Raw genomic sequence first — 26,528 nt, 5'->3', positions numbered from 1 at the left:
TCTCTCTGCTGAAAATTAATTATGCAAATGCTACTGGAGTATTAATTTTGCCTAACGCAATGGCATCACGTGCAATCATTTTCTCTTCATTTGTGGGAATAACCGCACAAATAACACGAGCATCTTTATTTGAGATAATTCTTTCACCATGGGAATTTGGCAGACTATTCATTTCGTTGTCGATATTCACGCCTAAAACGGCAAGGTGCTCAATAACCAGACGACGAATTAATACCGAGTTCTCACCTATTCCACCAGTGAAAATAATCCCATCAAGACGATGCAACGATGCGGCATGGCCGGCGATATGACGCGCGATACGATGCACAAACGTTTTAATCGCCAGCTGCGCACGCTCATGTCCCTCGTGCCAGGCTTTTTCTAACGTACGTAAGTCAGAAGACAAACCGGAAATACCCAGTAAACCGGACTCTTTATTCACTACGCGCTCAAGGTCGCTCAGCGTCTGGTTGGTTTCGCTGGCAATCCACGCCATCGCGCCGAAATCGACGTCGCCGCTGCGTGTCCCCATCATCAACCCTTCCAGCGGCGTCATGCCCATTGAGGTATCAACGCTCTGCCCGTTACGCACCGCACAGATTGACGCACCGTTCCCCAGGTGAGCCACAACCAGACCCGAGTCATCACTCTGCAGGTCAAGAAGGTTATGCGCTTGCTGAGAAACATAGCGATGCGACGTACCATGGAAGCCGTAACGACGAACGCCCAACTCTTCGAAATATTTCCACGGTAAACCGTACAAATAGGCTTCAGGGGCCATCGTCTGGTGGAAGCTGGTATCAAATACCGCAACCTGCTGTCGGCCAGGGAAAAGGTGCTGAGCAGATTCGATCCCACTCAGGTTCGCATAATTATGTAACGGTGCTAGCGGCGATACCCGGCGGATATTATCGATAACTTCGTCAGTAATAATTGCTGATTCGGTAAAGATATTTCCGCCGTGGGCAATGCGGTGGCCAATTAAGGCCACGCTGTCCATTAAATTACGTTTCTCTAGTTCAACGGCAATTGCTTTTAATGCGTCTTCGTAGCTGTGGTGAGCCAGCTTAGCTGGCTCTCCTCCATTAATTGCTATGAACGCATTTTCAGAGTTAATACCGTCCGCGATTCCCGCCATTAAAACTTCACAGTTAGCTGCATCCAGCACTGAGAATTTAATGGAAGACGAACCACAGTTAATAACCAGTACTACCGGAAACTCATTCATTTCACTACTCCGCTCATCCTGAGCTTAAGGATTAAAACAGTTTGTAGACAATGTTCAGGATAGTCAGCAGACCAATCACGGTAACAAACACGTTATCCAGACGGCCACGGTATTTCGCCAGTGATGGCGCTTTACGGATGGCATACATCGGCAGCAGGCAGAGCAGAGAGGCAATAATCGGCGCGCCCATTGCTTCAATAAGGTCCAGGATGTTCGGGTTGGCGTAAGCCACAACCCAGGTGGAGCCCATGATGAAGATCATGCTGATGGTGTTCAGTTTGCCGGCGGAAACTTTGGTTTTATCGCCTTTGTAACCAAACTTCAGCACCAGACCGTTCAGACCTTCCAGCGTACCCAGGTAGTGGCCGAAGAACGATTTGAAGATAGCAACCAGGGCGATAATAGAAGCACCGTATTCCAGAACGGTCGCGAAGGTGGACTTCGTCCCGGACAGTGAAGCGAAGTGGTTCGCCAGATAAGACAGTACTGGAATGTTCTGCGCTTTCGCATCCGCCATGTTTGCCGGAGACAGCGTGAACAGGCAGCTAAAGGCGAAGAACATTACCACCGCAACCATCAGCATACTGGCGCGGGAGATGATTTTAGAACATTTCTGCTCGGTAAATTCGCGACCGAAATCTTTCTCATACTCTTCGCGTTTAGAGACCACGAAGGAAGAAACGATTGGCGAAAAGTTGAAAGAGAACACCATGATGGAAATACCCAGCCATACGGTAACCAGGATGCCGTCATGGCCAGTCAGAGCGATATTGCTGATATCAACCTGATCGATAACCGCTGAGTTCCAGTAAGGAATCAGTGACAGAGAGATAAGCACCAGGCTGGCAATGAACGGCCATACCAGGTAGCTCATCACTTTAACCATCAGATCTTTACCAAACCAGATGACGAATGCCATCAGCAGCAACAGGAACAGTGCCACGAAGCCACGGTTCAATGCTGGCATTTGCAGCTGGTTTTCCCAGAAGGTCATAAAGGTGTTGGTGATGGTGACGCCATAAATCCACAGCAGCGGACAAATCGCAAAGAAGTAGAGGAACGTGATAACCACGCCGCCCGTTTTACCAAAGTGCTCTTCAACCGTTTCTGTGATGTTACCGGAAGGATTAGAACCGGAAAGACACAGGCGTGCCAGCGCACGGTGGCAATAGAACGCGATGGGGTATGCTAACACCAGCATGATCAGAATGGGGATCAGTCCGCCAAAACCTGCGCGGATGGGGAAGAACAGCACCCCAGCGCCGATGGCTGTACCAAATAAACCCAGTGTCCAGGTGGTGTCCGATTTGCGCCAGGACGACTGTTTTGTCTGGCTGGATACAATGCTATCAGTAGTACTCATATCCTATCCTCAACGAAGTATATTAAGCGTCAACTAAACCAGTAATTTGAGATACACGAGAAAGGTCGATATTACCGCCAGAAATAATGCTGACTGTTTTTCTGTTCTGGATATAGCTATCTAATTTCCCGCTTAATAATGCTGCGCATGCCAGCGCACCGGCACCTTCAGTTACAACTTTATTTCGCTGAATTAATGCCACCATGCTGTTGCGAATTTCATCTTCGCTGACCAGGACAATGTCATCCACCAACTCACGAACGATTTCATACGTTAAAGTACCCGGGCGAGAGACGTCACAACCATCCGCCAGGGTGCCGGTCGTTCGGTGCGTGGTTATTTCTCCAGCGTGGAAAGAAGCCGCCATGCCGTGAACGTTTTCAGACTGCACGCCAATAATTTTAATGGTCGGGTTAATAGATTTAATTGCCACCGCAATACCCGCAATCAGACCACCACCGCCAATTGGCACAATCACGTTATCGACATCGTACAGGTCTTCCAGAATTTCCAGACCAATAGTGCCCTGGCCAGCAATAACTTTCGGGTCATCATATGGTGGAATAAAGATACGGCCTTCCGTTTCCACAATCTCGCTAACCTTAGCGATGGTGTCGTTGAAGTTGTCGCCATGCAGCACAACTTCCGCGGAATAATCGCAGGTTGCCGCTACTTTAGACTTCGGTGCGCCTTTCGGCATCACCACTTTGCCGTCGATACCGAGCATAGCGCAGGAGAGAGAAACCCCTTGCGCATGGTTACCTGCAGAGCAAGCCACCACGCCCTTCATTCTTTCGGCTTCTGTTAAGGAACTGAGCTTGTTAAAAGCGCCACGGATTTTAAATGAACCGGTACGCTGCATGTTTTCAAACTTGAGGAAAATTTCCCCTTTGCAACGTTCACTAAAATAGTTAGAGCGAGGCATTCCCGTTTTATAAATTTTCCCCGCCAGTCTTTTTTTCGCTTCGAGGATATCTTCAATTGCAACTGGGAGATCGTATGTAATGTGCATTAGAACCTCTTACTAGGGTATTAAAGTAAATAGATAGCCGTGACCATTGTCAGATATAGACAGATGGCGTTTATTTTTTGTTAAAACAATTTCAATCTTTAATTAATTTCAATTAATTGCCTTCGTCTCCGACAATTATATGATGAATACTCTTTGGCTAATTCCACCAAAATAGATGCTGCTTTTTTAATTCGATAATTTTTCGACCACACGGCGGCATAACGCGCGACGGGTAAAGTTTCTTGTACCGGGATAGTAATAAACTGGTTTGAGCCAAACGGTGTGGTCATATCGCAGGGAATTACTGTTAAGAAATCAGCATTGAGAACAAGATTATAAATGGTGACGACGGAGTCAGTATTAACGATGTTTTCACTGCTGATGCCATTATTCTGTAACGTGGTAAGAAGTTCGCTGTAGTACCCCATATTCGTTTGTGGCAACACCCACTGTTCGTTTTTCAACGCGCTCAGCGAGGTGATGCCGGTGCATGTTCGGGACTTGCTGGCAACCAGGATAAAGTCTGACTCAAAGAGCGGCTCCACATGCAGATCGTGCAGTTTCATCTCATCGCTCAGCGTACCGATGGCAAAATCCAGACGCCCGTCACGGATTGCCGGTAAGAACGAGGAGAGCTGAGCTTCATACATAGAAACCTGTGCTTTCGGGAATACCTCTTTGAATTTTTTAATCATGCCGGACATGATGGTGAAGGCAATCAGTGAAGGAAAACCAAACGACACATCAACGACCGCATTGCTCGTCATGCTGTTCATCTCATCAACCATGTTTTTCATTTCACGGGTAATTGATTCAGACCATGAGAGCATCACCTGACCTGCCTGAGTCAATGTCACACCAGTATTTTTACGTACAACTAACTCAATACCAAAATAAGCCTCAACATCGTTGATGATTTTACTGACAGCGGGTTGAGTTAAACCTAATTCTTTTGCAGCTGAGCCGATAGAACCGCTTCTAATGACTTCCTGAAAGACCACTAAGTGCTGTGTTTTAGGGAGTGTAATAGTATTCATATCGACCTGCGTTAATTACTTTGTTGACGGCAGGAAGTGTACCAAATTAAGCAAACAAGGATATGTGCTACCCCTCACAAATCCCCTTGACTTACATTTTGTAAGACTATTATAAAAAATGAAACCACTTATAAATCATATGGATATGAAATACATATCTCACTTTACCCTGACTTTAATCAAAAAAAGATGGGGGGATAACGATTTTTTATGGCTATAACATCGCCATTTTATCTGTTATTTCTAAAAACCAGGAAAGGCTATATTTCAATCAATTACAGCGCAATTATCGGGCAGAATGACACTTAAATTTAATGAGTAATTTATCAAATATAATTATATTTTACCGTTTGTGGTGATTAAATAACGCCATGCATCACATTTTTTCGCCATATTTGTTTGTAAAGAAACATTGCGTTTATTAAAATTCAATCTAGACAATACAAATAATTATCATATGCAACATTGCATTAACACTAATTTTGTACACTTTATTAGCGCGTAATTTTGTGATGGCGATCGATTGCGTTCGATTATTCTCGATAAAAACGTATCGCTCAGCGTTTTGTGCTAGCCATCACAAAAACGAAAATACCCTACAACGCATTCCCTCAAATAAAAGACATTCAGCGCATAAATAAAGGTCAAATAAAGAGTAGATGAAGAGAAAATAAACGCCAGAGTCGTGTTAAACCAAGCGTAACGCGACAGATATAACGTCTGCCGGATGGCGGTGTAAACACCTTATCCGGCCTACAAAACCCGTTCCAGCCATCCCTGTAGGCCTGATAAGCGCAGCGCCATCAGGCATAACAACCTGCCCAGAAAGCAAAAACCCCGCCGAAGCGGGGTTTCATAAAGAGTGGAGCTGACCGATAAGCCGCGTTCTTTTAAGTATAGCGTCGTGGACAGTCATTCATCTGGCCTATCCGGAAAGCAAAAACCCCGCCGAAGCGGGGTTTCATAAAGAGTGGAGCTGACCGATAAGCCGCGTTCTTTTGAGCATAGCGTCGTGGACAGTCATTCATCTGGCCTATCCGGAAAGCAAAAACCCCGCCGAAGCGGGGTTTTATAAAGAGTGAAGCTGACCGATAAGCCGGGTTCTGTCGTGGACAGTCATTCATCTAGGCCAGCAATCGCTCACTGGCTCAAGCAGCCTACCCGGGTTCAGTACGGGCCGTACCTTGTGAACCCCTATTTGGCCTTGCTCCGGGTGGAGTTTACCGTGCCACGGACTGTTACCAGCCGCGCGGTGCGCTCTTACCGCACCCTTTCACCCTTACCTGATCCCACTTACGTGGGCCATCGGCGGTTTGCTCTCTGTTGCACTGGTCGTGGGTTTCCCCCCCAGGCGTTACCTGGCACCCTGCCCTATGGAGCCCGGACTTTCCTCCCCTCCGCCCGTCTCCCCCGAAGAGGACGACGACGAAGCGGCGACTGTCTGGTCAGCTTCGGCGCGCAGTATAGAGGGTTTGCAGGGTAATGTCACCCCGCACTGCGCATTCCTATCGCTAACGTGGCGGCGATGTTTCTTGAGGCGCGATAAATATTGTCAAATGCCCCACGGAAGGCCTCTTCCAGCGTACTGATGCTGGTCAATACGCTAAACACCGCATCGATACCATATTGATGCACCACCTCCACATCGCGCGTCAGGCTGCCGCCAATACCAATTACCGGTTTGTGGTATTTCTTCGCGACGATCGCCACGCCCACCGGCACTTTGCCGTGAATGCTCTGGCTGTCGATGCGTCCTTCCCCGGTCACCACCAGCGTACAGTCGTGAATATGCTCTTCCAGGTTGAGCGCCTGGGTCACAATCTCAATACCACTGCGCAAGTCCGCGCCTAAAAAAGCCATTAACGCAGCGCCCATACCACCGGCAGCCCCCGCCCCGGGAACATCCTTCACGTCTACCCGTAACGATTTTTTAATGATGTCGGCATAGTGAGACAAATTTCGGTCCAGTTCGAGAATGCGTTCTTCCGTCGCACCTTTCTGTGGGCCGAAGATGCGCGAAGCGCCAGTATCACCTGTGAGCGGATTGGTCACATCGCAGGCCACACGAATGGAGCAGGTTTTTAATCGCGGATCCAAACCGGAAATGTCGATGCTATTGAGGCTCATCAGACTGCCGCCCCCGTAGCCAATCTCTGTCCCGTTAGCGTCGCAAAGTTTCGCGCCCAGAGCCTGCACCATACCGGCGCCGCCGTCGTTAGTTGCACTACCGCCAATGCCGATAATAATGCTCTGCGCCCCGCTATCCAGCGCCTGCAAAATCAATTCCCCGGTACCACGTGATGTGGTGACTAACGGGTTACGCTTATCAGGAGGGACTAACGCCAGACCACTGGCTGCCGCCATTTCGATAAACGCAGTTTTACCATCTCCGGACATGCCCCAGCAGGCATTCACTTTTTCGCCCAGCGGGCCCGTTACCCACGCGGAATATTCACTCCCTTGCGTGGCGGCAATCATGGCTTCGACCGTTCCTTCGCCGCCGTCGGCCACCGGAACTGAAACATATTGCGCATCGGGAAATATTTCCCGAAATCCTTTTTCTATTGCCTGAGCGACCTCAGTGGCAGATAGACTTTCTTTATAAGAGTCTGGGGCAATTACGATTTTCATAGTTATGTAGCCTGACTGTGCCGCGCAAGGCAAGAAATACAGGGCGCACATCCGCGCCCTTCTTGTTAGCGTGTGACTTCCACTTTCGCCAGTTTTTCGTAGTAGCATGCGAGCGCGCTGTGATCGGCGGTGCCCAGCCCATCTGCGCGAAGCGCCTGCATCATCTCCATGACTGCAGCAGTCAGCGGCAACTGCGCGCCGACCCCATGAGAAGTGTCCAGCGCATTCGCCAAATCTTTGATATGCAGGTCAATACGGAAACCTGGCTTAAAGTTGCGGTCCATGACCATCGGCGCTTTCGCGTCCAGCACGGTGCTTCCGGCCAGTCCGCCACGGATCGCCTGATACACCAGATCCGGGTTCACACCCGCCTTGGTCGCCAGCGTCAGCGCTTCAGACATCGCCGCAATGTTCAGCGCCACGATCACCTGGTTTGCCAGTTTGGTAACATTGCCCGCGCCAATGTCGCCGGTATGTACCACTGAACCAGCCATCGCTTTCAGCAGCTCGTAATACTTGTCGAAAATCGCTTTATCACCGCCAACCATCACCGACAACGTACCATCAATCGCTTTTGGCTCGCCGCCGCTGACCGGCGCATCCAGCATATCCACGCCTTTCGCTTTCAGCGCCTCGCTAATTTCACGGCTGGCCAACGGTGCAATGGAGCTCATGTCGATAAGCACTGTGCCCGGTTTCGCCCCTTCAATAATACCGCCTTCACCCAGCGCCACTTCCTTAACATGCGGCGAGTTCGGCAACATGGTGATGATCACGTCGCACTGCTCAGCAATATCTTTCGCCGTGGCGGCGGTTTCTGCACCAGCGGCAATGACTTCCGCAATGGATTCCGGGTTACGGTCAGCAACCACCAACGAGTAACCTGCCTTGAGGAGGTTTTTACTCATTGGTTTACCCATAATACCGAGGCCAATAAAACCAACTTTCATTGTCATGTCTTTATCTCTCTCTACTGTCGATGGTGGTTATTTCTTAAAAGAATCAGCCAGTTTCTGCGTGGCTGAACGGAACACGCCAAGGTCGCTGCCAACAGCAACAAAGGTCGCGCCCCACTCCAGATAACGACGCGCATCCGCCTCTACCGGCGCCAGAATTCCGCTTGGTTTGCCATGTGCTTTCGCGCGGGCAAAAATGTGCTGGATAGCTTTCTGCACATCAGGATGTGACGCATTGCCGAGATGGCCTAGCGCCGCAGCCAGATCGCTTGGGCCGACGAAGACACCGTCTACACCTTCGGTCGCCGCGATGGCGTCAACGTTATCAACGCCCTGCTGACTTTCGATCTGCACGATGATGGTGATGTTCTTATTCGATTGCGCAAAGTAGTCCGGTACGGTGCCAAACATATTGGCGCGATGGGAGACGGACACGCCGCGAATACCTTCCGGCGGATAGCGGGTCGACGCCACGGCGTTCACCGCCTCTTCTTGTGTCTCAACGAACGGGATCAGGAAGTTGTAAAACCCAATATCCAGCAGGCGCTTGATAATCACCGGCTCGTTGGTCGGCACGCGTACGACCGGCGCGCTGGCGCTGCCTTTCAGCGCCATCAATTGCGGGATAAACGTCGAGATATCGTTTGGCGCGTGTTCGCCGTCCAGTACCAGCCAGTCAAAACCCGCCAGGCCTAAAACTTCGGTACTGATTGGGCTGGCCAATGCAGACCAGCAGCCAATCTGAATCTGTTGCGCCGCGAGGGCCGCTTTAAACTTATTCGGGAAAATCGTGTTATTCATCGCCTATACCTTTGTTTATTTATGCAATTCCATACGTTTAATGTCACCGACAATAAACAGGTAGCAAACCATTGCCATCAGCGCCGAACACCCTACAAACATCAGCGCAGCATTAAATGAGTGCAGCTCGCTCACCAGATAACCAATCACCAGCGGGGTGACGATAGAGGCTACGTTGCCAAATACGTTAAATACCCCACCGCACAGACCAACGATTTCTTTCGGCGCGGTATCGGAAATCACCGGCCAACCCAGCGCGCCGAAGCCTTTGCCGAAGAACGCCAGCGCCATCAGCGCAACCACCAGAGTGGTGTTATCGGTGTAGTTACACAGAATAATGGTCGACGCGAGCAACATTCCGAGCACAATCGGCAGCTTACGTGCCAGGGTGATGCTGAAGCCACGTTTAATCAGATAATCAGAGAACACACCGCCGAGCACGCCACCGGCAAATCCGCACAGCGCAGGAATCGACGCCACCAGACCGACTTTCAGGATCGACATGCCTTTTTCCTGTACCAGGTAAATCGGGAACCAGGTAAGGAAAAACCAGGTGATAGTGTTGATAAAATACTGTCCGAAGAACACGCCAAGCATCATGCGGTTTGTCAGCAACTGCTTGATATAATGCAGTTTAGGACCACCTGATTTCACATCGCCGGGCTTTTTATGGTCCATATCCACGACCGCGCCGTTTTCAGAGATAAACTTCAGCTCTTCCTGCGACATACGCGGGTGATCGGTTGGGTTATGAATAAACTTTACCCACAGGCCGGTGAGCACAAAACCGATAACGCCCATCACGGTAAAGACGTGCTCCCAGCCCCAGGCAAAGGTCAGCCAGCCCAGCAGCGGCGAAAACAGCGCCAGAGAGAAATATTGTGCGGAGTTAAAAATCGCAGATGCCGTACCGCGCTCTTTCGTCGGGAACCAGGCCGCCACAATACGGGCGTTCGCCGGGAAGGACGGCGCTTCCGAGAAGCCCAGCATAAAGCGCATGATGAACATTGAAATACCCGCCCAGGCCAGCGGGAACATGTCGACAAAACCCTGCAGAAAAGTAAACAGCGACCAGAAGAACAGACTGTAAGTGTAGACTTTCTTCGAACCGAACTTATCCAGCAGCCAGCCGCCAGGGATTTGCATCAACAGGTAAGCCCAACCGAAGGCGGAGAAAATGTAACCCATTGAGATGGCACTGAGCTGCAACTCTTTCGCCACTTCCGTGCCGGCAATAGATAGCGTGGCACGGTCCGCATAGTTAACGGCGGTAACAATAAATATTATTAGCAATATTAAGTAACGGGTGTGCGTACCTTTCTTTTTCTCGACAACTGTATCCAGTATCATTCTAATTACCTCGGGTACATAAAAGTTTTTATTATTATTTGGCAGATATCCCTGGTGATAAATTACCGATAATAAAAACGTATAATAATTTATCAGACGCAATGAAACCGTGATTTAGTATAATCAGCAGCGCAACGTTAATCATTGTGCAAGCGCTCATTAAATATGCGTTATTAAATTAATGTTTTGGGCATATGCACACATGCATGGGCGCTAATCCACACATTTACGTATTGCTCCCCCTGCTGGCGCGGTCTTGCTGAGTTTAAGTGATCATTGTCACATTCTTCACGATAAACTCCTGACATTCTTATTTCACGATACCGAATCTTTATTACTGACAATGAGATTCAAAATATAAATATCCACACTATTATCACCACTTGTTGGAGAATACTGGACAATGGCCGACATCGAAATTAGACAAGAATCGCCAACGGCGTTTTATATTAAAGTTCACGAAACAGATAATGTGGCGATAATTGTCAATGACAATGGTCTGAAAGCCGGAACGCGTTTTCCGGACGGACTGGAACTTGTTGAACATATTCCCCAGGGTCATAAAGTGGCGCTCGTGGATATTCCTGTTCATGGCGAAATCGTGCGTTATGGCGAAGTGATAGGCTATGCCGTTCGCGATATCCCACGCGGCAGCTGGATTGATGAATCAATGGTTGAGCTGCCCAAGGCTCCGCCGCTGGAGACGCTGCCGCTGGCAACTAAAGTGCCTGAGCCGCTGCCGCCTCTCGAGGGTTATACCTTCGAAGGTTACCGCAATGCTGACGGTAGCGTTGGCACCAAGAACCTGCTCGGCATCTCCACCAGCGTGCACTGCGTGGCGGGCGTGGTGGACTATGTGGTGAAAATCATTGAACGCGATCTGCTGCCCAAATACCCGAATGTTGACGGTGTGGTGGGGCTCAATCATCTGTACGGTTGCGGCGTGGCGATTAACGCTCCAGCCGCCATCGTGCCCATTCGAACTATTCATAATATTGCGCTGAACCCTAACTTTGGCGGTGAGGTAATGGTCATTGGCCTCGGCTGTGAAAAACTGCAGCCAGAGCGCCTGCTGGAAGGTACGCACGATGTAAAAAGCATTCCGGTCGACAGCGCCAGCATCGTCAGCCTGCAGGATGAAAAACACGTCGGCTTTCAATCAATGGTTGCCGATATTTTGCAAGTGGCCGAACGCCATCTGGCAAAGCTCAATCAGCGCCAGCGTGAAACCTGCCCGGCATCAGAACTGGTGGTCGGCATGCAGTGCGGCGGCAGCGATGCGTTTTCCGGCGTGACGGCCAATCCAGCGGTAGGTTATGCTTCCGACCTGTTAGTGCGCTGCGGCGCCACCGTGATGTTCTCCGAAGTCACCGAAGTGCGCGATGCCATCCACCTTCTGACCCCGCGCGCGATTAACGAAGAGGTGGGTAAACGCCTGCTCGAAGAGATGGCCTGGTACGATAACTACCTGGATATGGGCAAGACTGACCGGAGCGCCAACCCATCACCTGGCAACAAGAAAGGCGGTCTGGCAAACGTGGTAGAAAAAGCGCTGGGTTCTATTGCGAAGTCGGGCAAGAGCGCGATTGTCGAAGTCTTGTCGCCGGGACAGCGTCCAACCAAACGTGGTCTGATTTACGCTGCCACCCCCGCCAGCGATTTTGTCTGCGGTACGCAACAGGTTGCTTCCGGGATCACAGTACAAGTCTTTACCACCGGTCGCGGTACGCCGTATGGCATGATGGCCGTGCCGGTGATTAAAATGGCGACACGCACCGAGCTGGCCAATCGTTGGTTTGACCTGATGGACATCAACGCCGGTACCATCGCTACCGGAGAAGAAACCATTGAAGACGTGGGTCTGAAACTGTTCGAGTTTATTCTCGACGTCGCCAGCGGACGTAAGAAAACCTTCTCAGATCAGTGGGGACTGCATAACCAGCTGGCGGTGTTTAACCCGGCGCCAGTGACCTGATTATCGAAACGAAAGCCAACGAAAAAACGGGGATTTGTCCCCGTTTTTGATGTCGATGCTTCAACAAATAAAGTGATAACGTTCGCATTTTAAGAGGTTTTTTTAAACATCTATTTTTTTCGATTCAAACCTACCAAATGAACCTAACGACATGAAATTAAAAGAAATAATACCACCATTGTTTTACGTTATATTTTCGTTTTGATAAAAGAGAAACCTACCGAAAGACGACCTTGTTTTAATGCGATAATCCCCTCTTTTTTACTGCTTTGACTTTCTCCGGTGTAAAACAGATTATTCATAGGCTGCTGTAATTTACCTCATAAGCATTCTGACCTGAATAAAGAGGGAAGTTATGTATACCCTGAATAAAAATAATGTCGCATTGGCTTGTCTTATTTCCTGTTTACTGGCAACTCCTGTCTTCGCGAGTGCTGAAGGCCAGTCGGACGCAAAGCCTGTTAAATTACGCTACACGTTATGGGACCGCAATCAACTCCCTGGCGAACAACAGCTCGTTAATGAATTTGAAAAAGACAACCCCGGAATTAAGGTCGAAATTGAACTAACTCCTTATGACCAGTATTTTATCAAACTCAGTTCAGCAGTCGGTGGAAATGTAGCACCGGATGTATTCTGGATGAACATGCCTAATTTCCAGCAATATGTGAAAAATGGCATGCTGGAACCACTGAGTAATTATCTGAAAGATAAATCAGCGCCGAAACTGGATGATTTTGTTAAAAGCTCAGTCGATGCCTACCAATACCAGTCGCAACAATATGCCATCCCAAGGGATATTGATGCAATTGCCGTCTGGTACAATAAAAAAATGTTCGATCAGGCTGGTGTGAGCTATCCCGATAAAAACTGGACATGGGACGATTTAAAACAAAAATCAGAGCAGTTGCGTAAAGGGCTGGATAAACAGTCTTATCCACTGGCAATGGAATTCAGCAGCGGACAGGATAGTTACTTTAACCTGCTATTACAGGCCGGGGATAAGATTGTACTACCTGAGGGCAAAACGGATGTTGCCAATGACAAAGCTATCGCCGTCTATCGCGATGTTCAAGGCATGCTGAACGCGGGACTAATCCAACCGCCAGGCGAGATGGAAGCCTCAGACGTCTTCCAGTCAAACCGGGTAGCCATGGTCTACGCAGGCTCATGGTGGGCATTACCCTTCTCTCAAAATGAGCTGATTAAGGATCACATCGGCGTAGTGCCAATGCCAAAAATGGCAGAGCAGGCAGGTGTATCCCATAGTCTGGCATTTGCTATGTCAGCCAAAAGTCAGCATAAAGATGCGGCGTGGAAGTTCATTGAGTTCATGAGTTCTGAGCATGCGCAGCAGACTCTGGCGACGGGAAAAGTCGTGATCCCCGCTAACCAAAAAGTGGCCAAAGAGTGGGCTGAAGGCTTTAAGGATATTGATGTTTCAGCCTATATCGATTCGTTGGCTTTCTCACATAAATATCCAACCGCGGGCTCCAATACCGCTAAGTGGAATAGCATTCTGAATGATGGCTTGAAAAAAGTGTGGACGGGTACTGACCCAGAGAAAGTCATGCCTGGTGTTGCTAAACGCGTTGAACGAGAAATGCAGAAATAATCCTGAGGGAGCCATGCTCCCTCTCGCTTTCGCCCGCGCAAAATATTTTGGTTGCACAGTGAGCATCCCGGAGTCTGTATGAGCTATTCAGATGAAGCTGCATCCCCACAATTACCGGCCAGAGAGGTGCAAAAAAAATCCCTGACCAAGCTGGAAAAAGAAGAACGCTTCTGGGGATGGATAATGATTATGCCGTTACTGGCGGGGTTAATTGTTTTTTACTTTACTCCATTCTTCCAGAACGTTTTTTATAGTTTCACTGACCTGGGTGAGTTTCAGATCTGGACGACGATCAGCTTAGATAACTATATTAATTTATTCAGCGATGATGAGTTTCGTTCAGCAATATATAACACCTTGGCCTATGTTTTTATTTGCGTACCAATAATCACCGTTTTGTCATTACTGCTCGCAATTGGCCTGAATCAGGCGATTCGCGGTCAGTGGTTGTTTCGCACGCTGTTATTTCTGCCCGCTGTCACTATGCCTGCGGCCATTGCTATGGTCTGGCAGTGGTTGATGAACCGAAACTTCGGCTTAATTAATCAGATCCTGGCCTTTTTCGATCTTCCGGCCATCGGTTGGTTATCCGATCCCGATGTCGTCCGCCTGAGCGCCTCGTTGGTTATCATCTGGTCGGCTATTGCGCTGAAGATGATCATTCTGCTCGCTGGATTGCAGGGGATCCCCAAACAAATTTATGAAGCGATGTCGCTGGATGGCATCAGCAAATTGCGTGGATTCTGGTCTATTACCTTACCGCTAATGATCCCCACGCTGTTTTTCGTACTGGTGATATCTTTTATCGAAACGCTGCAAATTTTCGATGTGGTTTATCTGCTGTTTGGCAGTTCATCCATGGTGGACGATCAGACGATGACTATCGCCTATCTCTTCTATAAATACGCCTTTATCTACCATGAAAAAGGGTATGCCTCAGCGATCGCCGTGGTGATTTTCGTTATCACGATGGTCCTGACGCTGCTGCAAATATGGATTGGTAAACGACTTAAAGCACAGTGAGGCAACCACGATGTTCATGACTAAACGTGAAAAATGGCTAATTTACGCCTTGATGATCCTCGCGACGCTGGTAACTGTGGTTCCCTTCATCTGGATGATCATCACCTCTTTTAAAACCCAGGCAGAAAGCATCGCCTTTCCGCCGATCCTGCTACCTGCCAACCCAGGGTTTCAGGCTTACGGTAAAATCTTGCATGAAATGCCTTTTGGTAGCTTTTACTTTAACTCGATCGTCTCCACGCTGGTCATCGTCATTTTGCAGACGCTGATTGCGGCAATGGCAGCGTACGGTTTCTCCCGGCTGCGTTTTAAAGGGCGAGATGTCCTTTTTATGCTGTGTATTTCAATTCTGATGGTGCCCGGTCAGATCTTTTTAATCCCACAGTTTTTAACCGTTGAAAAAATCGGTTTGCTGAACTCAATTCCTGGACTGGTGCTACCGGGTTTATTCAGCATATATAGCGCCTTTTTATTGCGTCAGTTTTTTCTGTCAGTACCTAAAGAACTGGAAGAGGCAGCCATTATGGATGGGTATAACCATCTGACTATTTTCTTCAAAATTATGCTGCCATTAATTAAACCAGGGCTGATTGCCTGCGTCATTATTAACGGATTGTGGAGCTGGAATAACTTAATGTGGCCGCTGATCGTCAACACCTCCATGGATAAAATGACATTACCGGTGGGGTTAGCCTCACTTTCCGGACGCTCAGGCGTGGAATATCCGATGTTAATGGCGGGCGCATTGCTGGCGATTATCCCGATGTTGTTACTTTATATCTTCTTCCAGCGCTATTTTATTCGCGGCATCGCTGGTGCCGGAATTAAAGGATAAGGGGCAGTGTTATGTCAGGTATTCAATTACAGGCAGTAAGCAAAGTCTATCCCAATGGATTTCAGGCGATCCATGGCGTTGATCTTGAAATCCACGATGGCGAATTCATGGTGTTTGTCGGGCCATCAGGCTGCGCCAAATCAACGCTGCTGCGCATGATTGCAGGTCTGGAAGATATCACTCATGGTCATATCGCAATCGGAGAGAAGTGCGTCAACGACCTGCTACCAAAGGAGCGAGGCGTTGCCATGGTCTTCCAGAATTATGCCCTCTATCCCCACATGACGATTTATAAAAATATGGCATTCAGTCTGTTAGGGAAAATGAGCAAAGAAGAGATTGATATCCGCGTACGGGAAGCTGCACACAAGCTGGAAATAGAGACATTACTCGATAAAAAGCCCGGCCAACTTTCGGGCGGTCAATGTCAGCGCGTTGCCGTTGGCAGGGCCATCGTGCGTAAGCCAGACGTTTTTTTGTTTGATGAGCCGCTTTCCAACCTGGATGCAAAGCTGCGTGTTTCAATGCGCGTGCGGCTGACAGAACTGCATCGACAACTGCGTCACGAAGGCGTGAGCGCAACCATGGTGTACGTCACGCACGATCAGATTGAAGCGATGACGATGGGAGACAGGATTTGCGTTCTTAATGGCGGTCGTATTATGCAGGTGGATACCCCAGGAAATATCTATCATCACCCCAGGAATAAATTTGTTGCTGGTTTTATTGGTAATCCGGCAATGAATATTATGCTGCTTGATATTGAACCCGGCACTCGTGGTCTGCGCCTGGCTGATAATTTAATCCTGCCATTAAATACACGCTTGAGTAACCTACTGGAGCAATATCCGCACTCCAGCGTCTGGTTCGGCATCCGGTCAGAGGCCATTCAGTTAGCCTCGCAGCATGACGTCTCTGCGTTCGATGCGCACATTACCAACGTAGAAAGGATGGGCAACGAAGACCTTCTGCATTTTGATATTGGTGAGCAACATATGATCTTACGTATTAACTCCTCACCCGACTGGGCCCCTCTTCCCGGCGAATCTATCAAAGTGAAATTTAATCTGGAAGCCGCCTTTTTGTTTGATAAAAAACATGAAGAAAATTTGGCCTGATCGTTATTCAGGCTAAGTGAAAAATGAGAGGTTTATATGTGTGCGAATAAAGTGACCGTATTAGTGGTAGGGGCTGGTGCGCGCGGAGAAATATATGCTCGCTATGCGCTTGAACATCCAGACAGAATGCAGGTAGTAGGCGTTGCTGAGCCCAGAGAGGCGTATCGCCAGCAGTTTGTCGCACAGCATAATATTGCCCCAAATAACGTATTTTGCGACTGGCAAGAGGCTGCGGCCCAACCCAAAATGGCCGACGTAGTACTTATTTGCACGCAGGATAATATGCACAAAGATCCTGCCGTGGCGTTTGCCAATCTCGGCTATCACATTCTGCTGGAAAAACCGCTCGCCCCTACGCCAGAAGATTGCCGGATCATTATTGATGCGGTTAAACGCAACAACGTATTACTGGCCGTCGCGCACGTCCTGCGGTACACCCGCTATACGCAAAAGCTGAAATCACTGCTTGATGATGGCGTAATTGGCGATATTGTCAGCATGCAGCATCTCGAACCCGTAGGTTACTGGCATCAGGCGCACTCGTTTGTACGTGGTAACTGGCGCAATGAAGCAGAATCGTCATTTATGTTATTGCAGAAATCCTGTCATGATTTGGACTGGATCCGCTACATCATGGGCGACAACTGCAAGGACGTAGGATCATTTGGCAGCCTGAGCCACTTTGTGAAAGAGAATCAGCCTGCTGGCGCCGCCGACCGCTGCCTTGATTGTCAGGTTGAAGCAACCTGCCCCTGGTCTGCCTGCAAAATTTATCTGGGTGAAAACCACAAATGCACTCCTCACTTCCGTCGGGTGCTGACTGCAGATCCCAGCGAAGAAAATGTCCGCCAGGCGCTGCGCGATGGGCCTTATGGTCGCTGCGTTTATCGTTGTGATAATGATGTGGTGGATCATCAGGTTGTTAACTTACGTTTTGCCCACCAGCAGACGGTGACCTTTACCATGACCGCATTTACCAAAATGGAAGATCGAAAAACGCGCCTGTTTGGCACCAGAGGTTATCTGGAAGGTGATGGCGAGCAGATCCGGGTGTTTGATTTCCTGACAGACAAAGAAACAGTGCATCAAATCGAGGAGATCGCCGCTGGAACACAAACCCAGATGGGGGGACATGGTGGTGGCGATTACTACCTGATGGATCGCTTTATCCATGCAGTGATGGCCAACGATCAAAATATGATCCTTTCTGGCCCGGATGAGTCACTGGAAAGTCACTTAATGGTCTTTGCCGCAGAACGCGCTCGCAAGGAAAACAGTCTGGTTACGCTGTGAAGCCGGAGGAGATGAGGCATGTTTTACGGTGTTGATATTGGTGGAACCAAAACTGAAATTGTCGCTTTTGATAAGGAAATGCAGGTTTGCTGGCGCAAGCGCGTCGCCACGCCAGTCCAGGATTATGAACTCTTTCTTTCGACCTTTACTTCACTTATTGATACCGCCGACTGGGCGACTGGAACGCAAGGAAAAATTGGCATCGGCATGCCCGGTCTTATGGACAGACATACCGGAAAATTACTGTCATCTAACGTGCCTTGCCTTACTGGACGCCAGGTGATGAACGATCTGGCCCACCGCCTCAATCGTTCGGTTGAACTGGACAATGACTGCTGCTGTTTTGCACTCTCGGAAGCCCATACCCAGCAGGCTCGCCAGTTCTCCAGAATTTTTGGTGCCATTATTGGCACCGGCATGGGTGGAGGGTTAGTCATTGACGGTCAGCTGTATCGGGGTCGCAACCGAATGGCCAGTGAGTTTGGCCATTTACCGCTTCCGGCAACGTTTATGCGTCGTTATCATTTACCGGAACTGAAGTGCGGCTGTGGCTTACAAGGTTGTCTGGAACGCTATCAATCTGGCCCCGGTTTACTGTGGCTCCACAAACACTTCAGTGGAGAACAACTCAAAATGGAGACCCTGCTGGAGCATTATCGTCATGGCAATACCAGCGCCGTTACTACCATAGAAGCATGGATTGATATGTTGGGTTGTACGCTGGCGCAATTGCAGTTGATTCTGGATGTCGATGCTTTTGTTCTCGGCGGTGGGGTTTCCAACATCGAAGAAATTTATACGTTGCTGCCGCAGGCCATGTCACGTTATTTGTTCCCAGGATTAGAACCTGCCCGCGTATTCCCGGCCATCCATGGCGCATCCAGCGGGGTTCGCGGTGCCGCATTGCTGCTGGTTGAACAGGGTACGCAGACCCACTAAAAAATTGCTGGCGGGAGAATCTCGCCAGCAATTTCAGTTATTCATCCGCAATCACCACATCCACCCCAAGCTGGATTAACGTCCGGTGATAATTTTCTGGGATCCCGCTGTCGGTAATCACCCGGTCAATCCCGCTGATTTCGCTAATCATACAGAAACTTTTGCGGCCAAACTTGCTGGAGTCAGCGACTACCGTGACCTCCTGCGCAACTTCACACATTACCTGATTCAGATGTGCTTCTCCCGGATGTGGCGTGGTAATTCCCGCTTCCAGGCAGAATCCGTCAACGCCTAAGAAAAGCTTATCAAACCGGTATTGCCTAAGCTGGTGTTCTGCTGAAGGGCCATACAATGAATAGACGCTTTGCCTGACGTTCCCTCCCAGAATCATGACGTCTACGCGCTCAAAATTCGCCAGTTCCCATGCAATGTTGAGCGCATTGGTCATCACCACCAGATCGCGGCGATTTTTTAACATAGGAGGAATGAGCGTGGTGGTCGAACCGGAATCGAGGATTAGCGTGTCACCATCTTTCACAAAGCTGGCCGCTTTTTCGGCAATACGCGTTTTCACATCTCGATTCAGCCGGTCCTTATCCTGCAAAGGCCGGTCAAGGGCAAAGTGCTGATTGAGAACCGCCCCGCCGTAGGAGCGCATGACACATCCCTTCTGTTCCAGATAACGTAAGTCGTTGCGGATCGTAACCGATGACACACCAAAATGGACGCTCAGTGGCTCGACACGAACGCTACCCTGATCGCATAGCAGATCAATTATTTGCTCGCGACGTCTTAAGTTATCCAGCATTTCTATTGCTCCATCAAATATTCATGTTGTTTTGTTTTAGCGCTTTAGCACTTTCGTTTTCTTTTGAATATATTACATCAGAAGCAATAAGGTGAATTTGTGCGCACTGGCCCAGCGTTGAATTTAACAAAAATTGACTATTTTCTTTCGTTTTAGCAAATCGAAACGAAGAAAACCGAAAAAATGAAAAGGTCAAAAGCGAGTAAGATGCGAGAAAGAGACGGGAAGCATGCAAAAAAACGAAAGCGAGCTACTAAAAAAGCTCGCTTATGGTTTGTTTTTGTTTAATTGAATGGGATCACATTTTTGAATTTTAGAGCGGGACTACTCAACAATGATCACTTCAACACCGCTGCGGCGTAGTTCCTGCAAGCTCTCCTCTGGGATGCCTTCATCAACAATGATGGTGTGGATCCTCTGGGTATCAATAATCTTATGCAGGCTGGAGCGGTTAAACTTCGTCGAGTCGGTAACGACAATGATACGTTCAGCCACTTCACACATCCGGCGGTTGAGACGCGCCTCATCTTCGTTGTGCGTGCTAACACCACGCTCTAAATCGATAGCATCAACGCCAAGAAACAGCATGTCGAAGTGATAATTTTGTAGCGACTGCTCAGCCTGATCGCCATAAAACGATTGTGACTGACGACGCAAATGACCGCCGGTCATCAGCAGCTCAACCCCTTCGGCTTCCAGTAGCGCATTGGCGACATTCATACCGTTAGTCATAGCAATGACATTGGTATGCTGGCGCATCAGGCGGGCAATTTCATAGGTCGTGGTGCCGGAGTCAAGGATCACGCGGTGTCCGGGTTGAATTAACTCTGCGGCGGCTCTGGCAATACTGCGTTTTACTGCCGTATTAAGTGAACTCTTATCTTCAACAGAAGGCTCCACAACAGGCGCATTGCTCTCGCATATTAGCGCTCCGCCATAGGCACGTACCGCAATCCCCTGCTTTTCCAGAAAGGCGAGGTCGTTGCGAATAGTGACCGTGGAGACGCCAAAAAATAAGGAAAGATCGTTAACCTGAACGCTTCCCTGTTGCCGTAACCGCTGGATGATCTGCTCACGTCTTTCGCTGGTGCCAATAACGCGCTTGTCTGCAGAGGACTCGGTGTTACTCATAAGAAATCCTTTAGTTGAACCTTTCGTTTTATTTCGTTTTGTCTATTAACGCCTTTCTTTTGCGCGAATGCAAGCCCCGCAAGCAGGGAAGAGCCGGACGAACTTACGCTGAAACCTTTCATTGTGTTTCTTTTGTGAAACAGATCGGAAAACTATTATCTTTCGTTTTATTTTTATAACACCATGATGCAGTATTAAATGAAACAAAACGAAAGATTGATGTCGCAGTAATCTGACCTGGAGAGGAAAGTGAAACATCTAACTAAAATGGTCGAGCAGCATAAACGGGGGAAGGCAAACGGGATTTATGCCGTTTGTTCCGCGCATCCAATCGTATTGGAAGCCGCAATACGCTACGCCCATGCAAACCATACACCGCTGTTGATCGAAGCAACCTCTAATCAGGTTGACCAGTTTGGCGGCTATACGGGTATGACACCAGCCGATTTTCGCAGTTTTGTCTGCCGCTTAGCCGACTCGCTTGATTTTTCTCAGGATATGCTGATTCTCGGCGGAGACCATCTCGGGCCAAACCGTTGGCAAAATCTGCCTGCGGAACAGGCAATGGCAAATGCAGACGATCTGATCAAGAGCTATGTCGCCGCAGGCTTTAAAAAAATCCACCTCGATTGCAGCATGTCTTGTGCTAACGACCCGGTTCCACTGACGGATGAAATTGTCGCTGAGCGCGCCGCACGTCTGGCAAAAGTCGCCGAAGAAACCTGTATGGCACATTTTGGCGAGTCTGACCTGGTCTATGTGATTGGCACAGAAGTGCCGGTTCCAGGTGGCGCTCACGAAACGTTAACCGACCTGGCGGTAACAACGCCCGATGCCGCACGCGCAACGCTTCAGGCTCACTATCACGCCTTTGAAAAGCACGGTCTGGAAGGTATCTGGCCGCGTATTATCGCCCTGGTGGTGCAACCTGGCGTTGAATTCGACCACACACACATCATTGATTATCAACCACAGAAAGCTGTGGCACTCAGCAAAATGGTGGAAGACTACGACACACTCGTGTTTGAAGCGCATTCTACCGATTACCAAACGCCACAGTCCTTGCGCCAACTGGTGATAGATCACTTCGCTATCCTGAAAGTGGGACCTGCGTTGACCTTCGCTCTGCGTGAAGCACTGTTTTCACTGGCCGCGATTGAAGAAGAATTACTGCCTGCAAAAGCTTGTTCAGGCCTACGACATGTGCTGGAAAGCGTGATGCTTGATCGCCCAGAGTACTGGCAGAGCCACTATCAAGGTGATGGCAACGCACGCCGTCTGGCTCGCGGATACAGCTACTCCGATCGTGTTCGTTACTACTGGCCGGACAGCCAGATTGATGAGGCATTCGAACGTCTGGTACGTAACCTGGCGGATGACCCCATTCCACTGCCGCTGATTAGCCAGTATTTACCCTTGCAGTACGTAAAAGTGCGCGAGGGAGATCTCAGCGCCACGCCGCGAGAACTCATCATTAACCATATTCAGGACATACTGCAGCAATATCACTGCGCCTGCCTGGGTGCTCCAGCTCGTAACGCATAACAAAAAAGAGAAAAATACCATGCCAAACATTGTATTAAGTCGCATTGATGAACGTCTGATTCACGGTCAGGTTGGTGTGCAATGGGTCGGGTTTGCGGGGGCAAACCTGGTGCTGGTCGCTAATGATGAGGTGGCTGAAGATCCAGTGCAGCAAAACCTGATGGAAATGGTACTTGCAGAAGGGATCGCCGTACGTTTCTGGTCACTACAAAAGGTGATCGACAATATTCACCGTGCCGCCGATCGCCAGAAAATTCTGCTGGTCTGCAAATCGCCTGCGGATTTCTTCCGTCTGGTCGAAGGCGGTGTTCCTGTTAACCGTATCAACGTTGGCAATATGCACTACGCCAACGGCAAACAACAAATCGCCAAAACGGTTTCTGTAGACGCTGCCGATATTACGGCGTTCAACGGGCTCAAAGCCGCTGGAGTGGAATGCTTCGTTCAGGGCGTTCCAACAGAACCCGCCCAGGACCTCTATAAACTTCTCTGAGGGATTCACAATGGAAATCAGTCTGTTGCAGGCTTTTGCGTTGGGTATTCTCGCCTTTATTGCAGGCCTGGATATGTTCAACGGGTTAACGCACATGCACCGCCCGGTTGTTCTCGGGCCGCTGGTCGGCCTGATTCTGGGCGATCTGCATACCGGTATTTTAACAGGTGGTACGCTGGAACTGGTGTGGATGGGTCTGGCCCCGCTGGCTGGAGCTCAGCCGCCAAACGTGATTATCGGCACTATCGTGGGAACCACGTTTGCCATAACGACCGGAGTGAAACCCGAAGTTGCCGTAGGTGTGGCGGTACCGTTCGCCGTAGCAGTACAAATGGGGATTACCTTCCTGTTCTCTGTGATGTCCGGGGTGATGGCTCGCTGCGATCGCATGGCAGCGAATGCCGATACAGCCGGGATTGAGCGGGTCAACTATCTGGCGTTGCTCGCGCTGGGGACCTTCTACTTTTTATGCGCGTTCCTGCCAATTTACTTTGGCGCGGAACATGCCAAAACCGCGATAGATGTTCTGCCGACGCGTCTGATTGACGGCCTCGGCGTGGCAGGCGGCATCATGCCAGCTATCGGCTTCGCCGTACTGCTGAAAATCATGATGAAAAACGTCTATATCCCCTACTTCATCCTGGGTTTTGTCGCCGCAGCCTGGCTCAAACTCCCTGTGCTGGCAATCGCCGCCGCAGCACTGGCAATGGCGCTGATCGATTTCCTGCGTAAATCACCCGAACCTACAGCTCCCGCAGCACAAAAAGAGGAATTCGAAGATGGCATCTAATCAAACGGCTCTGCCGAACGTTTCCGAAACCGAAGAAACGCTGCTGTCCGGCACCAATGAAAACGTCTACGAAGACCAGAATATCGGTGCCGAGCTGACGAAAAAAGATATCAACCGTGTTGCCTGGCGTTCAATGCTGTTGCAGGCCTCTTTTAACTACGAACGTATGCAGGCATCAGGATGGCTGTACGGCCTGTTACCTGCTCTGAAAAAGATCCACACCAATAAGCGCGATCTGGCGCGTTCGATGAAAGGCCATATGGGCTTCTTCAACACGCACCCATTCCTGGTCACGTTTGTTATCGGGATTATCCTGGCGATGGAACGCTCCAAGCAGGATGTGAACAGTATTCAAAGCACCAAGATTGCCGTGGGTGCGCCACTTGGCGGTATCGGTGATGCCATGTTCTGGTTAACGTTACTGCCTATTTGCGGCGGTATCGGAGCCAGTCTGGCGCTGCAAGGCTCTATTCTTGGCGCTGTTGTCTTTATTGTTATGTTCAACGTGGTTCATCTTGGTCTGCGCTTTGGGCTGGCACACTATGCTTATCGAATGGGCGTTGCTGCCATCCCGCTGATTAAAGCTAACACCAAAAAGGTTGGACATGCGGCATCCATCGTTGGGATGACGGTGATCGGCGCGCTGGTAGCGACCTATGTTCGCCTGAGCACTACGCTGGAAATCACTGCTGGCGATGCAGTGGTGAAACTGCAAACAGATGTGATAGACAAGCTGATGCCTGCTTTTTTACCGCTGGTCTACACATTAACCATGTTCTGGCTGGTCCGCCGTGGCTGGAGTCCTCTGCGCCTTATCGCCATTACCGTGGTGCTCGGCGTCGTAGGTAAGTTCTGTCACTTCCTGTAAACATAAGGGGTTGTAGATGTTAGGTATTATTTTGACGGGTCATGGCGGGTTTGCCAGCGGAATGGAAAAAGCGATGAAACAGATTCTGGGTGAACAATCACAGTTCATCGCCATCGACTTTCCGGAAACCTCAACCACCGCCTTACTCACATCGCAGCTTGAACAGGCGGTGAGTGAACTGGATGCGCAGCAAGACATCGTGTTTCTGACAGACCTGTTAGGCGGGACACCATTTCGCGTCGCTTCCACCCTGGCCATGCAAAGGCAAGGCACCGAGGTGATCACTGGCACTAATCTGCAACTACTGCTGGAAATGGTGCTGGAGCGCGATGGCCTGACCAGCGAAGCATTTCGCTTGCAGGCGCTGGAGTGCGGGCATCGTGGTTTAACTAGCCTGGTGGACGAACTGGGACGCTGTCGTGAGGAAAAGCCCGTTGAGGAAGGGATATGAGACAGCTACTTCGCGCCAGACGTCTACTGACCGAACGGGGCTGGCTGGACGATCATCAAATACACATTGAAGACGGCATCATTGCAGAAATAGAGCCAATCCCCTCTGGCGTTATGGTCCACGATGCAGACCTGCTTTGTCCGGCTTACATTGATATCCACGTGCACGGCGGTGCGGGCGTCGATGTGATGGATGAAGCACCAGATACACTCGACAAACTGGCGATGCACAAAGCACGTGAAGGGGTAGCCAACTGGCTACCCACTACCGTCACCGCTCCACTACCAGATATTCGCAAGGCGCTTGAGCGTATCGCCCATCGTTACCATTCCGGAGGACCCGGCGCACAGGTGCTGGGCAGTTATCTTGAAGGCCCGTACTTTACGCCGCAGAACAAAGGGGCGCACCCGCCTGAGCTTTTCAGGGAACTGGAACTCAGTGAACTGGATGAACTGATTGCGATTTCCCAGCAAACATTGCGCGTCGTTGCGCTGGCACCAGAAAAACCCGGTGCATTACAGGCCATCGAACATCTGAAGCAGCGCAACGTACGGGTGATGCTGGGACACAGCGCTGCTACCTGGGAACAAACCCGCGCGGCCTTTGACGCCGGTGCTGACGGACTGGTGCACTGCTATAACGGTATGACCGGCTTACATCATCGGGAGCCAGGAATGGTTGGCGCAGGGTTAACCGACCCTCGCGCCTGGCTGGAACTTATCGCTGACGGACACCATGTCCACCCAGCGGCCATGAAGCTCTGCTGCTGTTGCGCCAAAGACAGGCTGGTGCTGATCACCGATGCCATGCAGGCTGCAGGAATGCCAGACGGGCGCTATACGCTCTGCGGTGAGGAAGTGGAAATGCACAGTGGTATTGTGCGTACCGCTTCCGGTGGTCTGGCTGGTAGCACGCTCTCGGTTGATGCCGCCGTACGTAATATGGTCGAGCTCACCGGGATAACGGTAGAAGAGGCAATTCATATGGCCTCTCTCCACCCCGCACGTCTGTTGGGTATCGATCGCCACCTGGGATCGTTAGCAGTGGGAAAACGTGCCGACGCGATCGCGCTTAATAGCGGGCTGCATTTACAACAGATCTGGATTCAGGGTCAGGCTCTCCCCCTTTGACCTTTCATTTTGTCTCGTGTTGGCCTGCGATCTTCGATCGTAAGGCCTTTCTTTTCCTTTCGCTTGAGTAAATACCTAACCATCATACAACAAGCGTACTTCTTATAGATCAATAAGATAATCATTCCTTTCGTTC

General features: G+C 49.8%; 23 protein-coding genes and 1 other RNA gene. 13 read left to right on the top strand and 11 right to left on the bottom strand.

The window, feature by feature from the left end; genetic code table 11:
- Positions 1-19 precede the first annotated feature (19 nt).
- The 9 genes from tdcD to garP all read right to left on the bottom strand — a co-directional run bounded on the left by tdcD (position 20) and on the right by garP (position 10,378).
- Complete coding sequence (tdcD, locus tag OGX66_RS13865; RefSeq protein WP_057063540.1) at positions 20-1,228, bottom strand: propionate kinase; 1,209 nt, start codon at positions 1,226-1,228, stop codon at positions 20-22.
- Positions 1,229-1,259: 31 nt separating this feature from the next.
- On the bottom strand, positions 1,260-2,591 hold the full coding sequence (gene tdcC, locus OGX66_RS13860; RefSeq protein ID WP_003024875.1) for a threonine/serine transporter TdcC: 1,332 nt from the start codon (positions 2,589-2,591) through the stop codon (positions 1,260-1,262).
- A 22-nt stretch (positions 2,592-2,613) separates the two neighbouring features.
- Complete coding sequence (gene tdcB / locus OGX66_RS13855) at positions 2,614-3,603, bottom strand: bifunctional threonine ammonia-lyase/L-serine ammonia-lyase TdcB (protein WP_003024877.1); 990 nt, start codon at positions 3,601-3,603, stop codon at positions 2,614-2,616.
- Between the two features lie 98 nt (positions 3,604-3,701).
- Complete coding sequence (gene tdcA, locus OGX66_RS13850) at positions 3,702-4,640, bottom strand: transcriptional regulator TdcA (protein WP_044714476.1); 939 nt, start codon at positions 4,638-4,640, stop codon at positions 3,702-3,704.
- Positions 4,641-5,716: 1,076 nt separating this feature from the next.
- Positions 5,717-6,093, bottom strand: an RNA gene (gene rnpB, locus OGX66_RS13845) — RNase P RNA component class A.
- 32 nt (positions 6,094-6,125) lie between these two features.
- Positions 6,126-7,271, bottom strand: a complete 1,146-nt coding sequence (gene garK, locus OGX66_RS13840; protein ID WP_049001679.1) for a glycerate 2-kinase — start codon at positions 7,269-7,271, stop codon at positions 6,126-6,128.
- A gap of 65 nt (positions 7,272-7,336) precedes the next feature.
- The gene (gene garR / locus OGX66_RS13835) at positions 7,337-8,227 is read right to left on the bottom strand and encodes a 2-hydroxy-3-oxopropionate reductase (protein WP_003844867.1); all 891 of its coding nucleotides are present in this window, start codon (positions 8,225-8,227) and stop codon (positions 7,337-7,339) included.
- A gap of 30 nt (positions 8,228-8,257) precedes the next feature.
- Positions 8,258-9,028 (bottom strand): 2-dehydro-3-deoxyglucarate aldolase, encoded by a 771-nt coding sequence (gene garL, locus OGX66_RS13830; protein ID WP_003840018.1) that lies wholly within the window; start codon positions 9,026-9,028, stop codon positions 8,258-8,260.
- Between the two features lie 15 nt (positions 9,029-9,043).
- The gene (garP, locus tag OGX66_RS13825) at positions 9,044-10,378 is read right to left on the bottom strand and encodes a galactarate/glucarate/glycerate transporter GarP (RefSeq protein ID WP_088903028.1); all 1,335 of its coding nucleotides are present in this window, start codon (positions 10,376-10,378) and stop codon (positions 9,044-9,046) included.
- Between the two features lie 403 nt (positions 10,379-10,781).
- Here garP and garD point away from each other — a divergent pair, with 403 nt between their 5' ends.
- The 7 genes from garD (at position 10,782) to OGX66_RS13790 (ending at position 19,176) form a co-directional block, all read left to right on the top strand.
- Positions 10,782-12,353 carry a galactarate dehydratase gene (garD, locus tag OGX66_RS13820; RefSeq protein ID WP_286511670.1) on the top strand — a complete coding sequence of 524 codons (1,572 nt, stop codon included), beginning with the start codon at positions 10,782-10,784 and terminating at the stop codon, positions 12,351-12,353.
- A gap of 355 nt (positions 12,354-12,708) precedes the next feature.
- The gene (locus OGX66_RS13815; RefSeq protein WP_044701300.1) at positions 12,709-13,968 is read left to right on the top strand and encodes an ABC transporter substrate-binding protein; all 1,260 of its coding nucleotides are present in this window, start codon (positions 12,709-12,711) and stop codon (positions 13,966-13,968) included.
- A gap of 78 nt (positions 13,969-14,046) precedes the next feature.
- Positions 14,047-14,991 (top strand): carbohydrate ABC transporter permease, encoded by a 945-nt coding sequence (locus OGX66_RS13810; protein ID WP_003024905.1) that lies wholly within the window; start codon positions 14,047-14,049, stop codon positions 14,989-14,991.
- A gap of 10 nt (positions 14,992-15,001) precedes the next feature.
- Positions 15,002-15,826 carry a carbohydrate ABC transporter permease gene (locus tag OGX66_RS13805; protein ID WP_106902212.1) on the top strand — a complete coding sequence of 275 codons (825 nt, stop codon included), beginning with the start codon at positions 15,002-15,004 and terminating at the stop codon, positions 15,824-15,826.
- Positions 15,827-15,837: 11 nt separating this feature from the next.
- Positions 15,838-16,944, top strand: coding sequence for an ABC transporter ATP-binding protein (locus OGX66_RS13800; protein WP_003024911.1), 1,107 nt, complete (start codon positions 15,838-15,840; stop codon positions 16,942-16,944).
- Positions 16,945-16,980: 36 nt separating this feature from the next.
- Positions 16,981-18,237, top strand: coding sequence for a Gfo/Idh/MocA family protein (locus OGX66_RS13795; protein ID WP_088903026.1), 1,257 nt, complete (start codon positions 16,981-16,983; stop codon positions 18,235-18,237).
- Between the two features lie 18 nt (positions 18,238-18,255).
- Positions 18,256-19,176, top strand: coding sequence for an ROK family protein (locus OGX66_RS13790; protein WP_049001689.1), 921 nt, complete (start codon positions 18,256-18,258; stop codon positions 19,174-19,176).
- A gap of 37 nt (positions 19,177-19,213) precedes the next feature.
- On the opposite strand, the gene agaR is transcribed toward OGX66_RS13790, so the two are convergent.
- Both agaR and OGX66_RS13780 read right to left on the bottom strand, forming a co-directional pair.
- Positions 19,214-19,984: a transcriptional repressor AgaR gene (gene agaR / locus OGX66_RS13785; protein ID WP_003024920.1), complete on the bottom strand. Its 771-nt coding sequence runs from the start codon at positions 19,982-19,984 to the stop codon at positions 19,214-19,216.
- Between the two features lie 324 nt (positions 19,985-20,308).
- Complete coding sequence (locus tag OGX66_RS13780) at positions 20,309-21,115, bottom strand: DeoR family transcriptional regulator (RefSeq protein WP_003024922.1); 807 nt, start codon at positions 21,113-21,115, stop codon at positions 20,309-20,311.
- A gap of 249 nt (positions 21,116-21,364) precedes the next feature.
- Here OGX66_RS13780 and kbaZ point away from each other — a divergent pair, with 249 nt between their 5' ends.
- Genes kbaZ through nagA form a run of 6 tightly spaced genes read left to right on the top strand, consistent with a single transcriptional unit; the run spans position 21,365 to position 26,392 of the window.
- Positions 21,365-22,660: a tagatose-bisphosphate aldolase subunit KbaZ gene (gene kbaZ, locus OGX66_RS13775; protein ID WP_088903025.1), complete on the top strand. Its 1,296-nt coding sequence runs from the start codon at positions 21,365-21,367 to the stop codon at positions 22,658-22,660.
- A 19-nt stretch (positions 22,661-22,679) separates the two neighbouring features.
- Positions 22,680-23,153: a PTS N-acetylgalactosamine transporter subunit IIB gene (gene agaV / locus OGX66_RS13770; RefSeq protein ID WP_003024925.1), complete on the top strand. Its 474-nt coding sequence runs from the start codon at positions 22,680-22,682 to the stop codon at positions 23,151-23,153.
- 10 nt (positions 23,154-23,163) lie between these two features.
- Complete coding sequence (gene agaW, locus OGX66_RS13765; RefSeq protein ID WP_003839998.1) at positions 23,164-23,943, top strand: PTS N-acetylgalactosamine transporter subunit IIC; 780 nt, start codon at positions 23,164-23,166, stop codon at positions 23,941-23,943.
- Positions 23,933-24,811, top strand: a complete 879-nt coding sequence (gene agaE / locus OGX66_RS13760) for a PTS N-acetylgalactosamine transporter subunit IID (protein ID WP_003024929.1) — start codon at positions 23,933-23,935, stop codon at positions 24,809-24,811. The genes agaW and agaE overlap by 11 nt, the downstream gene beginning before the upstream one ends.
- Before the next feature lie 16 nt (positions 24,812-24,827).
- On the top strand, positions 24,828-25,262 hold the full coding sequence (gene agaF / locus OGX66_RS13755; RefSeq protein ID WP_003024930.1) for a PTS galactosamine/N-acetylgalactosamine transporter subunit IIA: 435 nt from the start codon (positions 24,828-24,830) through the stop codon (positions 25,260-25,262).
- Complete coding sequence (nagA, locus tag OGX66_RS13750; protein WP_088903024.1) at positions 25,259-26,392, top strand: N-acetylglucosamine-6-phosphate deacetylase; 1,134 nt, start codon at positions 25,259-25,261, stop codon at positions 26,390-26,392. Before agaF ends, nagA begins: the two co-directional genes overlap by 4 nt.
- Positions 26,393-26,528 lie beyond the last annotated feature (136 nt).

The organism is Citrobacter sp. Cf072, from assembly GCF_030334485.1.
GTDB lineage: Bacteria > Pseudomonadota > Gammaproteobacteria > Enterobacterales > Enterobacteriaceae > Citrobacter > Citrobacter freundii.
Note: the sequence above shows the minus strand (reverse complement) of the source record. Positions and strands in the feature narration are given on the sequence as shown.

What these genes read in the sequence shown, in the direction of transcription:
- tdcD (WP_057063540.1), bottom strand. Translation starts at nt 1,228, where the DNA reads ATGAATGAGTTTCCGGTAGTACTGGTTATTAACTGTGGTTCGTCTTCC.
- tdcC (WP_003024875.1), bottom strand. Translation starts at nt 2,591, where the DNA reads ATGAGTACTACTGATAGCATTGTATCCAGCCAGACAAAACAGTCGTCC.
- tdcB (WP_003024877.1), bottom strand. Translation starts at nt 3,603, where the DNA reads ATGCACATTACATACGATCTCCCAGTTGCAATTGAAGATATCCTCGAA.
- tdcA (WP_044714476.1), bottom strand. Translation starts at nt 4,640, where the DNA reads ATGAATACTATTACACTCCCTAAAACACAGCACTTAGTGGTCTTTCAG.
- garK (WP_049001679.1), bottom strand. Translation starts at nt 7,271, where the DNA reads ATGAAAATCGTAATTGCCCCAGACTCTTATAAAGAAAGTCTATCTGCC.
- garR (WP_003844867.1), bottom strand. Translation starts at nt 8,227, where the DNA reads ATGACAATGAAAGTTGGTTTTATTGGCCTCGGTATTATGGGTAAACCA.
- garL (WP_003840018.1), bottom strand. Translation starts at nt 9,028, where the DNA reads ATGAATAACACGATTTTCCCGAATAAGTTTAAAGCGGCCCTCGCGGCG.
- garP (WP_088903028.1), bottom strand. Translation starts at nt 10,378, where the DNA reads ATGATACTGGATACAGTTGTCGAGAAAAAGAAAGGTACGCACACCCGT.
- garD (WP_286511670.1), top strand. Translation starts at nt 10,782, where the DNA reads ATGGCCGACATCGAAATTAGACAAGAATCGCCAACGGCGTTTTATATT.
- OGX66_RS13815 (WP_044701300.1), top strand. Translation starts at nt 12,709, where the DNA reads ATGTATACCCTGAATAAAAATAATGTCGCATTGGCTTGTCTTATTTCC.
- OGX66_RS13810 (WP_003024905.1), top strand. Translation starts at nt 14,047, where the DNA reads ATGAGCTATTCAGATGAAGCTGCATCCCCACAATTACCGGCCAGAGAG.
- OGX66_RS13805 (WP_106902212.1), top strand. Translation starts at nt 15,002, where the DNA reads ATGTTCATGACTAAACGTGAAAAATGGCTAATTTACGCCTTGATGATC.
- OGX66_RS13800 (WP_003024911.1), top strand. Translation starts at nt 15,838, where the DNA reads ATGTCAGGTATTCAATTACAGGCAGTAAGCAAAGTCTATCCCAATGGA.
- OGX66_RS13795 (WP_088903026.1), top strand. Translation starts at nt 16,981, where the DNA reads ATGTGTGCGAATAAAGTGACCGTATTAGTGGTAGGGGCTGGTGCGCGC.
- OGX66_RS13790 (WP_049001689.1), top strand. Translation starts at nt 18,256, where the DNA reads ATGTTTTACGGTGTTGATATTGGTGGAACCAAAACTGAAATTGTCGCT.
- agaR (WP_003024920.1), bottom strand. Translation starts at nt 19,984, where the DNA reads ATGCTGGATAACTTAAGACGTCGCGAGCAAATAATTGATCTGCTATGC.
- OGX66_RS13780 (WP_003024922.1), bottom strand. Translation starts at nt 21,115, where the DNA reads ATGAGTAACACCGAGTCCTCTGCAGACAAGCGCGTTATTGGCACCAGC.
- agaV (WP_003024925.1), top strand. Translation starts at nt 22,680, where the DNA reads ATGCCAAACATTGTATTAAGTCGCATTGATGAACGTCTGATTCACGGT.
- agaW (WP_003839998.1), top strand. Translation starts at nt 23,164, where the DNA reads ATGGAAATCAGTCTGTTGCAGGCTTTTGCGTTGGGTATTCTCGCCTTT.
- agaE (WP_003024929.1), top strand. Translation starts at nt 23,933, where the DNA reads ATGGCATCTAATCAAACGGCTCTGCCGAACGTTTCCGAAACCGAAGAA.
- agaF (WP_003024930.1), top strand. Translation starts at nt 24,828, where the DNA reads ATGTTAGGTATTATTTTGACGGGTCATGGCGGGTTTGCCAGCGGAATG.
- nagA (WP_088903024.1), top strand. Translation starts at nt 25,259, where the DNA reads ATGAGACAGCTACTTCGCGCCAGACGTCTACTGACCGAACGGGGCTGG.